The organism is Desulfatiferula olefinivorans (assembly GCF_054657895.1).
Window position 1 is genome coordinate 374457 of record NZ_BAAHXV010000001.1, and the last position, 12261, is coordinate 386717.

The window sequence follows — 12261 nt, forward strand, 5'->3', positions numbered from 1 at the left end:
ACGCATGGCCTATCACAATGTATCCGGGACCGCTTCGAACACGACCGACTTCCTCGTCCGCCTGAAAGACTTCCTGGTGGGAACGGTTGGATGGTCGCTTCATGACGACAGGTCGGGCGACGCCGAGCCCAGCTACGTGCTGGCGTCCACGGGAGAGAGCGGAGCCGAGGACATCTTCCTCCGGTTCGTCAACGATACGGCGGCCGACCGCATTGCAGTCCGGGCCTATTTATATTGGGATGCGGTGACGCACGCGGGCGTGAAAGAGGCGTTTCAAACCAGCTACACATACATCAAGACCGTGGACGCTTCGGCTTTCTTGTATTGGATTTACGCCGACAAGGATCATGTCTTCATCGTCACCAAGATCGTCGCCACTTACTACGGGCAGTACAGCGGTCTGATCAAACGCTTCTGGTCGGGGGCGGCGGCGGTCACCCAGGCGGCGGCCGGACCCGGCGCGGATATCACTGTGCAGGTCAACGACGCCACCCTTTTTACGGTCGGCTTGAGCTACATCATAAAAGACGACGCCGGGATCGAGCGCGCCCAGGTATCCGCCGTCGACACGGTTTCCACCCCCAATACGGTCACTCTGGCGAGCCTCGTAAGCGCCTACACGGCGGGAGCCAAGATCGGCGAAGACCCACAGCCGGTCGTAGTCGGCCACTACCAGTCCCCGGGCAGTATTTACGCCATCAACAAATTCGACGGGTGGGCGAGCGCGGCCGGACAGGCCGGATCGTGTGCCGCGGCCCACGGCAATTTCCACACCGCCGCCAATCCCGACCAACGATACGGACTGGTCACCATGTTCCCCTGGCTCGTCGCGCACACAACCGCGGCTTACAAGGAACTGCGCGGCGAGTTGATCGAGGTCTATGCCATCGGCAGCGGTGCGGCCGACTCGGAGGACGTGCTCACGTTAAACGGTGCCTCCTACAAGATCTTCAACCTGTCCGGTCCGGGATGGTGCGCAGTGAAGGAGTGATCCAATGGCGGTTAAGCAAGGCACCAAGAAGGAGATTGCGGCAAACGCCGGACGCCTCACCTCGATGTTCCGGGTGGTCCGGAACGTCGGTAAGGCGAACAGGATCAACGGGAGGCTGAGACGTGGCAATCCGTAGCGGAAACACTCTCTCCGTCCGGCCCTTCGCAGTGTCCGTGGTTCCGATGAACCGCGCCCAAATGCCGGCCTTCCCGGCTGTCGTTTTCGAGGCCGTCGGAGCGGCGTCCGAGACGCGGACAATCCGCCGCGACACGGCCGCGGCCATGAGGATCACGGCTGAAGTAGACGCCCCCGCCGACATCCAGGCCGTGATCGTGCGTCCGGTTCTGCGGAGCTTCGATCTGCGGGGATGGGTGGTCCGTTTCCCGACGGTCCTTTCCGACGCAGCCGTCCGGATTCACCGGTCGGTCGAGCTACGGAGCGATACCCATTCCGCGGTGTTCGCCGAGATCGAGCGGACGGCGGATTCGAAACAACTTGTGGTGCGCGAGACATCCCGTCAAGCGGACGCGCGCCTGACCGTCTTCGCAGTGCTGATCCGCGAAGGCCACACCATCCAGACCTGAAGGAGGAATACGAATGTCACTTGGACTCATCGTCAAAACAGGCCGCATCCTCACCGCCCGGTTGCTCTTGGGCGATCCCATCGAGGGCATCACCCACTGCGCCATCGGCGACGGGGACGCCACGTTCACCGACCCGCTCAATCCGCCCGCCCCGGATATCGACCAGACGACGCTCAAAAACGAGCGGGCCCGCAAAAAGCACTACAAGCGGACCTTTCTCAAGGAGGACCCGGAAGGGACGCTCATCGTCAACGGCATCCATTACATCGAAACCGGCGAGGAGACCCAGACCATCGGCGTCTTTTTCCGCTTCGAGGAGAACGAGGCCAACGGCATCACCATCCGGGAATACGGCTTCTTCGGGGGCGACGCAACCTTCATCGCCGGACTCCAGTCCGATTATGCCGCGAACGGCGTTTATCACCCCGACACCAACCCGACCGGTGAGGTGCTCGATCCCGGCTATCTGTACGAAATGAAGAACATCCCCGATTTCAACAAGACCGCGGACACGCGCGTCGAGCTGGTCGGGGTCATCAAGATTTAGGAGGAAAGACCATGTCCATCTCACGCGATACGTTCGACCCGGCGAAGAACTACAAGCGGGTCCGCTACCACCAGGACCGGGACCTGCTCGACTCGGAGCTCAACGAGCAGCAGGACATCATCAACCAAGAGCGCAGGAAGCTCGCGGACATCCTCTTCAAGGAAGGGGCCATCGTCAGCGGCTTCGGCGTGACGGTCGCGGCCAACGTGCTCACCGTGGCCGAGGGGCTGGTCTACATCGACGGCTGTCTGGAGCGCGTGTCCGGCGCGGTGCTCACCTATGACCCGGCCAAGACGAGCGGCGCGGATTACGTCTATGTCGAGCTGCTCAAGTACAACTACGGCTACAACCAGGACGCCGTGCTCATCAACCCCGCGACGGGCGAACCCACCGCCGAACGGGAGAAATGGGTTCTTTCTCTCAAGGATCACGACACGAGCGGCGAAGCCTTGCCCAACAACGTGACCCAGCGCAAGGTGGTCGCGGTCCACAAGTTCGACCGTGAGACCGGCGACGTAACCGCGACCGTCCGCGAGAAATCGAACCTCTATCTCCAGGACCTGCTCGGAACCTTGCCCGGAAGCCGCATCACCGTGGCGTCGATCACCGAGGATCAGCTCGCCTTCGCGGCCGCCGAGGGACTGAACTCGCTGCTCCAGAACCTGGCCGAGCGGACCTTCGACCAGGCCGGCAGCTACCTGGTCAAGGGGCTCGACAGCTTCATCGGCGACAACGACGGGGACAACGTCGAGGTGATCACCAACGCGGGCCGTGCTTACATCCAGGGCTTCCGACTGCAGAAGGATATGCCCACCACGACACTGGTGCCCAAATCCACGGCGGTCAAGTCGGTCCGCGGCGAGCAGAAGACCTACGTGGTCGGCACCCGGCGATATGCGCTCAACAACACGCCCCTGAAGGAAACCACGCAGGTGGAGGCCATCGTCGAGATCGTCTCCAACATCACCCGCGGGTCGGTGGGCGGCGGCGAGGACCTGCTCGTCCCCAACCCGGTGGTGGACATCCTCGAGGTGAGCCAGGGCGCGACGGTCTTCCAGGAAGGCGCGGACTGGCAGCAATCCGGCAACTACGTGGACTGGCTGGGTTCGGGCAACGAGCCCGCCATCGGGACCACGTACACCGTCCGCTGGACCTACACCAAGCAGATGATCGAGGGGACGGACTACGCGGACGGAGGCTGGTTCGGACGCTCGGGGCACCCGACGGCGGACGAGTATTTCTACCTGGTCACCGTTCAGAGCGCCACCGGTGAGACTCAATACGATTCCGCCAAAGTCGTGTCGCGCGATACCCTGACCGGGGAAATCAACCGCCTCTCCTGGCTGCCGGTCAGCGGGGCGACCGGGTATCGCATCTACCGCGGCACGCAGAACACGGTCCGCGCGGACTTCCAACGTCTCAAGGATGTCGCCGCGGGTGTGACCTCGTACATCGACGACGGCGTTGACGAAATCGTGGGCGGAAACCCGCCCGCTTCCAACACGAGCGGCCTGACCATGTCCCCCGCGCAGATCGAACCGGGCAACCTTTCGATCATCAACTTCGGCCGCACGAACATCGGCGATGAGCCGGTGGGCGGCTCCAACTGCAGCATCGATTACGACTACTACATCGGCCGCAAGGACATCATCTACGCCACCACCCGCGAGATCAAACGGCTGGAAGGCGCTCCGGCCGACTGGCCGAAGCTCCCCATCGTTCCGGAAGGTACGCTCGGACTGTGCAGCGTCGATTGTCCACCGAACTCGGTTGACTTGACGGTCTTCAATTTCGGGCTGACACGCATCACCATGGACCAGATCCACGAGATCATCAAGGACGTCGAGGACCTGAAGTACAACGACGCTCAGTTCCAGATGAACAACGAACTGCAGAACCGGGACGCCCAGACCAAGAAGGGCGTCTATTCCGATGACTTCTCGAACGACGCCCAGTCCGACATCTACCACAGCGAGTGGAGCGCCCGCATCGATGAGGTACGGCAGTTCGCCGCCCCGAACCGAGCGGCCACGCCGCAAGTGCTCGATGTTGACTCCGCCGGGAGCGACGCCATTTTCAAGGACAGCCTCGTTCTCCTGCCAGGCACGGAGCGCGTACTCATCGAGCAGATCGATTGGTCCGAAGACAAGAACATCAACCCTTACGCCGTGTTCGAGAAACCAGACGCCGCCGTGGAGGTAACGCCGAATATCGGTCGGCGCGGTCAGACAGGCGTGGCTGTGGTCGGTTCCAACTTCACCCCCGGCGCGACCGGGGTGACGGTGCGCTGCGACGGGAAGGTGGTGGCTTCAGGTCTCAGCGGCGACGCAGTGGGCAGAGTCATCGCCTCCTTCGTCATCCCCGACGATGTCCGCAACGGCAACCGCGTGGTCGAAATGACCGACGGCACCTTCTCGGCGCAAGCCAACCTTCAGGTCAACGATCCCCTGGTCATCACGCGCATCGAAAGGGTCGTGGTCAACCGCACCATCGTGCAGCGTCAGACCATCGTCCAGCAGGTGCCGCCGCGCATCATCCGCGTCCCCGTGGTGCGAACCGTATGGCGCTGGCGTTGGGTGACCCGCCGCCGGGACCCGCTTGCGCAGACTTTCAGCTTCGGGGAGAACCGGGTCATCTCCGCCGTTGGGCTTCACTTCACGCAGAAAGATGCTTCCATCCCCGTAACCATTCAGATCCGCGGCGTCACGACCGGGCTTCCCAACGAGGTCATCCTGGCCGAGAAGGTCATCGCCCCGAATGAGATCGCCCTCGGTTCAGAAACCAAGGTGGTCTTCGACGATCCCTTCTACGCGGAGACGAACACCAGCTACGCCGTCGTGCTGCTGACCAATAGCACCAATTACCGGGTGCGTATCGCCACGCTGGGCCGCCTGGGACAAAACGGGGTCATCACCCGGCAGACTTACACCGCCGGGGTGTTGCTGGAAAGCTCGAACGCCGAAACCTGGACGCCGCTCAACAGCTCCGATCTCACCATGCGAATCTACGGCTACGATTTCCAGCCCGAAGGCGAGGTCCGCTTCCAGCCCATCACCGGAGTGCAGTTCAGCGACCTGAACTTGGATGAGTATTCGTCCCTTCCGGAAGGCTGTGGCATCGTCTGGGAGTACTCCACCGACGGCGGCGTCATCTGGGACGCCATCGTGCCGGCGGAGGAGGAGCGGCTGCCCAACCTCGCGGCCCAGGTGCTTGTGAGGGCGATCCTCTCCTCCAACGTTCCCAACGACTCCCCTGTGCTGAACTACAAGGACGTCAACCTCATCGGTTATCTCAACGACCCGACGGGTGCGTATTTGAACCGTGAGAACGAACTCACCCAGGGTGTCTCCTCCACCAAGGTCTACACGCAGATGAACATCCCCAGCGGGACCACCATCGATTGGTTCGCCTCCAACGACGGCGGGTCAACCTGGGAACCGATGTCCATCCAGACGACGCGGGAGATCGACCAGGAATGGACCGAATACACGCTCACCAGGACCTTCACCGATCCGAGCGGAACCAAGGTCCGCTACAAGGCGGAGATGACCGGCAACAACCTAGTGTACCCGAGGATTCACACTCTCGGCGCGACGCTGAGCTGATCGGAGGGATGTCATGATTGTTCGCAGACAAGGCGGATTGACCGAGTTCATTCCGTCACCACAGGAAAAGCGCGACGGTGTGCTGCGGGACCACACCCTCGAACTGTTCGCCAACCTGGACGCGCGCATGCGGCGAATCGAGGAACGACACGGCATCTCCACGGACGCCACCGAGGCGTTCGCCGGACTCATGGCGCGCATCCGGCGGGAGGAACTCGAAGCCGGGCGGATCAACCGGGAACTGATGGACGCCGGATACCTACATGAAGACCTGTCCGCCGCGGCGGTTGCGGCGCAGGCCGGGAGGAACCAACTATGAGCATCACCATCAAGAGCAACACCGATACGATTCTGGAGCTGCCGGGGTTCACCGGAACCCTTGGACCGGGAAAGACCGCCGTCGTTCCTGCAATGACCCCGGACCTGATTCGCGCCGTGGACCTCGGCCTGCTGTTGGTCCCCTCCGGCGCGGAACCGCCCGAGGGGTTGCCGCCGGTCGTCTTCGATCACCGCTACCCGCACGTCCTGCCTCTTGCCGCCGGGCGCGCTTACTATGTCCGCATCCTTCGGGCCGCGGGCGGTTTCCACGACGGAACCCGGCCCCGAAACTTCGTCGCCTATTACGGAGACGGTGCGGGTTCGACTTGCGCCTTCTCAGACGACGGGCTTGCCTGGGACACGGAGAAGAAGGTAACCGGCATCGCGGCCAACGGCTATCACGTGGTCTGCGCGCTGGAGACCGCGAAGCGGCTGCGAATCCTCTACTGGAACCCGGACGTTCCGAACCAGCCCTACGCCATGGCCGGTCTGCGCACAGCGATCTCTGATCCGTCGGTCGACCCAGCCGCGTTCACGGGCGACACCCCGTGCGCCGGCGACCTGGTTACCGAGGGAAGCGTTCAGGTCTGGAACCGGGGCCATTACGGGCCGTCGTTCCTCTGGTACAACCCGCTGCCCACCTTGGTCGAAGAGAGACCTTTTACCTGGCGCTACGCCATGTATTTCATCGCTTCGACCGGCGGCAACGACAGCCTCGGTCTGGCCTGCTCCGACGATGCCGTCGAGTGGAAACTGATCGGAAACGGTCCGATCCTCTCAGGCTTGATCGACCCGCAGCCTTGGGAAGGCGCGAATGGCTACGTATCCGCCGCCCACGTGGAGCGGCTTCCGGACGGGAGATGGTGGATGCTCTATTCCGGGGGCACCGCGGGAAACGCCGGAATCGGCTACGCATGGTCCTGGGACCGTGTCCACTGGCGCAAGGCCGAGATCAACCCCGTGTTCAAAAACGGCAGCGGTCCGTTCCTCGAGCGATGCTATACGCCGAGCCTGGTTCAAGACGCTGACGGCTCGCTGCTCCTTTACCGAGCGGCCAAGGACGCCACAGATTACCGGACCTTCGTTTCCCGTCTGCGGGCATCGGCCCTCGGATGGCGCGACCTGCTTGGACCTGACCGGCTCGGTCAGGGGCTCACTTCGCGGGAAGCTGTCCGGCGTGGCATCGGCACCCAGGCCGAGCGCGACGCCGCCATCCCCGCCCCGTCCATGGGAGACGAGTGGTTCAACACCGACCTCGCGGGCGGCGGAAAGTGGGAGAAACACACCGGGACTATCTGGAAGCAGACCTGATTCCCGGAACACCTCATTTTTCTTTAGACGCCAGGAAATCCCGTAACCCAGCGTGTTTCGGCGGGTTGTGGCATCTTGTACATAACTCATTGGAATCAAATGGGATATGTGTCGAATTTGCCTTGCTTTCTGATCCGAAAGAAGCCTGTATGTGTGTGAACACAAGAGCCAATCCCTTGCCGGAAACGGGCTTACAGAACGCAAGGAGAGACCATGGACTTACGCCGGATCAACTTCGGAATCGAGATCGAGACGGTCAAACGGACGCGCGAGCGGGTCGCCCGGGCGATCCAGTCGGCGGTGGGCGGCCAGGTCCGCCACATCGGCAGTCCGGGGAGCTTCGACCCCTGGGAGGTCACCGACGACCACGGCCGGGTATGGAAGGTGGTGTCCGACGGTTCGCTCATCAATGTGCCGGTCCATCTGCGGGCCGAGGTGGTGAGCCCCGTCCTGTCTTACGAGGATATCCCCGTCCTCCAGGAGGTCGTCCGGGCGCTGCGGGCCTGCGGAGCCAAGGTGGACGAACGCTGCGGCATCCACGTCCACGTCGACGCCACGGCTTTTGACGGCCGGACCCTCGGTAACCTCGCCAAGATCGTCTACAAACAGGAAGCGCTCATCCTTACCGCCCTGGGCGTGAACGAGACCCGCCGCCGCAACTACAGCAAACCGGTGAGCGACGATCTCATCGCGCAGATCGAGCGACGCCGTCCCAGGACCAGGGACCAGCTCAACCACATTTGGTACGGCTACCACAATCGGCAGCCCCAGCACTACGACAGCACCCGCTACCATGGGGTGAACCTGCACAACGTCTGGTACCGGGGCACGGTCGAGTTCCGCTGGTTCGAGGGGACGCTCCACGCGGGCAAAGTGAAAGCCTACATCCAACTGGTCCTGGCCGTGGCGGCCAAGGCGCTGAACGGCCGGGCCGCATCGAGCCGCAAGCGGTCCTTCGATCCTCAGAGCGCCCGGTACGACTTCCGGGTCTTCCTGCTCCACCTGGGGCTCATCGGCGACGAGTTCAAGACCGCACGCAAGCATCTGATCGCCGCCCTGCCGGGGGACTCGGCCTTCAAAAGGGGCAGAGTGAAACCAGACGAACAACCCGCCCCAAAGGCGGAACCCCTCACGGAGGCCGGGCCTGAAACCCGGCCTCCGGCGTTTTCAGTGGACGAAACCGGCGGGGTCCAAGGAGGTGCGTCATGAGAGTGCTGATCCGAAACACCGCCCTTGACGGGCGGCCGTTGGAAGGAGACGGCGAAGTCTTCAGCGGGAAGACGGTGACCGACGTGGTCCTGGCTATGAAAGGGACCACGCTCTTTTCCGACCAGCGGGACCTCGAGGATTACATCGACATGGTTCTGCGCAACGCCAAGATGCTGTCCGGCGTCGAGCTTACGGTCCGGGGCGATACGCCCGAGGAAAAGGCCGCATCCTTCCTCGATGCCCTGATCAAACAAGGTCTTGCCGAGGTGAAGGACGACAAACCCGCGCGGATACCGATTCCCCCCTTGGTCTGGCAGGGCATCGACACGGTCCGGCTCTCGGGGCTGACCAACATGCTCGACCGTCCGGTCGTCGCCCGGCTGGCCGGAGAGCTCGGCTGGCCCGATACCGCGCGCTGGATTGAGGAGCACCCGAAGGAGTATGCCGAGGGCGTCTTCCGGGGATTCATCGTCGATCCGCAGGGAGGGAAACCCTGATGTGCGGGCTCGCGGGCGTCATCTTCGGAAAAAAGCGGCGGAGCGCCGAGGAGCGGGACCACCTCGCCTGGCTCTTCACCCGCCTGCTGCTGCTGAGCGAGGAGCGTGGTCCCCATGCCACCGGCGCGGCATGGCTCGATGCCGACGGCGGCCACCGGCTCTTCAAACGTCCGGTGACGGCCGAGCGGTTCGTGACGGACAAGGCCTTCGCCGAACTCCTCGCCTCCATGGACAACCGCGCCGCGCTCCTGCTTGGGCACACCCGTTGGCGCACCCGTGGGGACGAACAGGTCAACAGCAACAACCACCCCATCCGCGCCGGGGAGGTGATCGGCACCCACAACGGCACCATCTACAACGCCGATTACCTCTTCCGCCGCTGGAAGATGCGGCGCTTCGCCGAGGTGGACAGCGAGATTCTGTTCCGCCTGGCCGCGAACGCCGCACGGGACGGTGCCATGGATATCGAGCGGTTCAAGGCGCGCCTCCAGCGCTGCCGCGGGCAGATCACCGCCGTCATCGCCTGCCGGACCGACCCGGGCACTGTCTTTGTGCTCAAGGGGAACAGACCGCTGGAACTGCGGTGGCATCCCCGCCGCAAGGCCGTCCTCTACGCTTCGGACCCCGCGTATCTGGACGCCGTGCTGGCGGAGGAAAAGGGGTGGAGGGAGCTTCCGGTCCCGCCCATGAGCCTGGTGGTGTTCCGGTGCGAGGACCTGGCCGCGTACTCGGTGGAGCCCTTCGAGTTCGTCACCCAGGAGAGAAAGCGGGCGGAACCATGACAGACACCCCAATGAACCCGATGAACCAGGCAATGAACCCAACAGAACCCTCGAAGGCGAACACAAACGGAATGCTGAAACTCTTTGTCTACGGCACCTTGAAGCGCGGTTTCTGGAACCACGACCGTTATTGCCGGGGCGTCCTGACGGTGGAGGACGCCTTGGTCCGCGGCCGCCTCTTCGAGACATCCTCCGGAATCCCGGTCCTGCAGGTCCCGGAGGAGGATATCCTCTCCGTCGGGACCACCAATCCGCTCGCCGACGTGGCCACACAAGCCCACGTGACGGCCCGCATGTCCAATCCCGAGCCAACCCCCGACCGGTTCCCGAAGAACGTCACTGGTGCGCCCTGGGGTCCCGTGTATGGGGAGCTTCTCACCTTCGATGACCCTGAGACCCGCCTTCCGGCCATTGACCGGTTGGAGGGGTTCCACCCCGGCGGTCCCTGTCTCTACCGCCGCGTGCTGGTTCCGGTCCAGGTCAACGGAGCAGTGCTTCCGGCCTGGCTCTATGTGTCCGGGGATCGGTGGACCGGAGGTTTCAAGGAGCTGACCATAGGAGCCTGGCACTGAAAACCTGACAGTTCACAAGCCAAAATTGGAAGCCATGGTCCTTGGAATTCGAGGAAATCGGAATTTTCCCGTTTGTCCTTGACTGAAGAAGGCTACTTGCATATACTTTGGTCTATTTTCGTTGGTGTTCGTAGGTATCTGACCGACCTGCCTGTCTTGACACATTTGACGCAGGCAGAACCTGTCTAAGAGGGATGAAATGACCGCAGAAGAACGATGGGTCGGGGTCGAGGATGTTGCAAAGCATCTCGGTGTCAACAAGGACTCCGTGTATCGATGGATAGAGAAGATGGGGTTGCCGGCCCATCGTGTCGGACGGCTTTTCCGATTCAAGATTACGGAAGTCGACGAATGGGTCCGTGCTGGCGGTGCCAGCGAGGCAAGCGATCCATCTGCCACGGAAAAGAAAACTGATGACTAAGCCAGTAAACAGAACAAGACCGGCCGAGAAAGGTAAAGGCAAGGTGGATGGCAACCTTCTAAGGAAGGGTGCCACCACCGCGCCGCCATACAGCAGCAAGATCATCAAGGCGGGGGCTCTCATACCTGACACAAAAGCACTTCTCTCCTCATGGGACTCAGGGCTGCCCGTCAGTGAAAATCTCCAGCGCATGCGACACCAGAACCTTCTGGGCAAGACCTCCCGGTCCAGGGCAGAGGATATTCTCGCGATTTTCCGGCAACGGTATCTGGTTGAAGAGCCGGTTGCTCGGGCTCTGGCGACTATTGTGAGCCGTCAGTCCAACGGCAACACCCTTGACCGGATTCTGTATTTCCATGCAGTGCGCGCCGACTCGCTATTGCATGATGTGGTAATTGAGCTCCTGGTACCACATTGGTCACGGGGCATCATGGAAATTGATTCTCTGGAGATTGAATCGGCATTGAGAAAATGGGTTGAAGAGGGAAAAACCTCGGGTCCCTGGGGCGATTCCACCGTTAGACGGGTCACACAAGGTGTGCTTTCAACACTCCGTGACTTTGGCGTCCTTCAGGGAGCGGTCAAAAAACGCATCGCTCCAGCCTACTTGTCCGTACAAGCGTTCGCGTACATCGCATTTTACCTGAAGCAACACCAACCCTCTGGAACCAAACTGCTTGATCTGGTCGACTGGAAGTTGTTCTTTCTGCCTCGCGAGGGAGTGGAGCGGTTTCTTTTGGAAGCGCATCAGCACGGGCTGCTTGAATACCACGTTGCGGGTAGCGTTACTCGCTTGACCTTCCCCGTAGAAAGCCTTGAGGAGTATGCGAATGTCCTCACTCAATAATCGAATCGAGCTCCTCGAGAACGACTTAAAAGCGAGTCCACCTCGCATCAGCGTCTACCACGATCTGCCATTTGCCATTCTCCGTTACGATCCGGAGGAGGAGTGGGCACTTCGGCGCGAAGCTCGTTTGCTCGCAACGCGACTGGAAGAAACGGGCAAAAAGACATGCATTATCCACATGTCAGAGCTTTTGTGGAAAGCGATTCAGGAGAGCGAAGGAATCGATGCGGTGGTGGAGCTTGAAAATGACCGTGGATTTCTTGCTGCCCAGGAACAGGTGACCACGTACCTGTCCGACCGGGATTGGCGTCCTTTGGCCGGTCTTCTGACGGAGCGCCTTCAAACGTTGGATGCCTCAACTGAAATTGTTTTTCTGATGCGAGCGGCAGCGATGGCCCCAGGCATTTATCACATGTCCAAGTTGCTCGATCAGATGCAAGGCAAGACAAGCTTAACCACGATCCTTTTCTATCCCGGCTCCATTGAAGGGACAACCGGGCTGAGGTTCATGGCTCTTAAGGACCGTGATGCGTTGGGAAACTACCGGGTCAAAATATATGGATAGGAATCAAGGAGA

At 61.7% G+C, this 12261-nt stretch carries 14 protein-coding genes; all 14 read left to right on the forward strand.

What is annotated here, in order from left to right:
* The first annotated feature begins 4 nt into the window (after nt 1-4).
* The 14 genes from ACYQ11_RS01550 (at nt 5) to ACYQ11_RS01615 (ending at nt 12249) form a co-directional block, all read left to right on the forward strand.
* Nucleotides 5-991, forward strand: coding sequence for a hypothetical protein (locus ACYQ11_RS01550; RefSeq protein ID WP_459921968.1), 987 nt, complete (start codon nt 5-7; stop codon nt 989-991).
* A gap of 4 nt (nt 992-995) precedes the next feature.
* Nucleotides 996-1127 (forward strand): hypothetical protein, encoded by a 132-nt coding sequence (locus ACYQ11_RS01555; protein WP_459921969.1) that lies wholly within the window; start codon nt 996-998, stop codon nt 1125-1127.
* A 46-nt stretch (nt 1128-1173) separates the two neighbouring features.
* Entirely contained in the window at nt 1174-1575 is a 402-nt protein-coding gene (locus ACYQ11_RS01560; protein ID WP_459921970.1) for a hypothetical protein, read from the forward strand.
* 13 nt (nt 1576-1588) lie between these two features.
* The gene (locus ACYQ11_RS01565) at nt 1589-2122 is read left to right on the forward strand and encodes a phage tail protein (RefSeq protein ID WP_459921971.1); all 534 of its coding nucleotides are present in this window, start codon (nt 1589-1591) and stop codon (nt 2120-2122) included.
* 11 nt (nt 2123-2133) lie between these two features.
* Nucleotides 2134-5727 (forward strand): DUF4815 domain-containing protein, encoded by a 3594-nt coding sequence (locus ACYQ11_RS01570; RefSeq protein ID WP_459921972.1) that lies wholly within the window; start codon nt 2134-2136, stop codon nt 5725-5727.
* Nucleotides 5728-5740: 13 nt separating this feature from the next.
* A complete protein-coding gene (locus tag ACYQ11_RS01575) occupies nt 5741-6046 on the forward strand; it encodes a hypothetical protein (RefSeq protein WP_459921973.1) in 306 nt (101 codons plus the stop codon).
* On the forward strand, nt 6043-7356 hold the full coding sequence (locus ACYQ11_RS01580; protein ID WP_459921974.1) for a glycoside hydrolase family protein: 1314 nt from the start codon (nt 6043-6045) through the stop codon (nt 7354-7356). Before ACYQ11_RS01575 ends, ACYQ11_RS01580 begins: the two co-directional genes overlap by 4 nt.
* A 213-nt stretch (nt 7357-7569) precedes the next feature.
* Nucleotides 7570-8565 carry an amidoligase family protein gene (locus ACYQ11_RS01585; RefSeq protein ID WP_459921975.1) on the forward strand — a complete coding sequence of 332 codons (996 nt, stop codon included), beginning with the start codon at nt 7570-7572 and terminating at the stop codon, nt 8563-8565.
* Complete coding sequence (locus tag ACYQ11_RS01590; protein WP_459921976.1) at nt 8562-9062, forward strand: DUF5049 domain-containing protein; 501 nt, start codon at nt 8562-8564, stop codon at nt 9060-9062. Before ACYQ11_RS01585 ends, ACYQ11_RS01590 begins: the two co-directional genes overlap by 4 nt.
* Nucleotides 9062-9844: a class II glutamine amidotransferase gene (locus tag ACYQ11_RS01595; protein WP_459921977.1), complete on the forward strand. Its 783-nt coding sequence runs from the start codon at nt 9062-9064 to the stop codon at nt 9842-9844. The genes ACYQ11_RS01590 and ACYQ11_RS01595 overlap by 1 nt, the downstream gene beginning before the upstream one ends.
* The gene (locus tag ACYQ11_RS01600; protein WP_459921978.1) at nt 9841-10416 is read left to right on the forward strand and encodes a gamma-glutamylcyclotransferase family protein; all 576 of its coding nucleotides are present in this window, start codon (nt 9841-9843) and stop codon (nt 10414-10416) included. Before ACYQ11_RS01595 ends, ACYQ11_RS01600 begins: the two co-directional genes overlap by 4 nt.
* A gap of 199 nt (nt 10417-10615) precedes the next feature.
* On the forward strand, nt 10616-10837 hold the full coding sequence (locus ACYQ11_RS01605) for a helix-turn-helix domain-containing protein (RefSeq protein WP_459921979.1): 222 nt from the start codon (nt 10616-10618) through the stop codon (nt 10835-10837).
* Nucleotides 10830-11684, forward strand: coding sequence for a BrxA family protein (locus ACYQ11_RS01610; RefSeq protein WP_459921980.1), 855 nt, complete (start codon nt 10830-10832; stop codon nt 11682-11684). Before ACYQ11_RS01605 ends, ACYQ11_RS01610 begins: the two co-directional genes overlap by 8 nt.
* Entirely contained in the window at nt 11668-12249 is a 582-nt protein-coding gene (locus ACYQ11_RS01615) for a BREX protein BrxB domain-containing protein (protein ID WP_459921981.1), read from the forward strand. The genes ACYQ11_RS01610 and ACYQ11_RS01615 overlap by 17 nt, the downstream gene beginning before the upstream one ends.
* Nucleotides 12250-12261 lie beyond the last annotated feature (12 nt).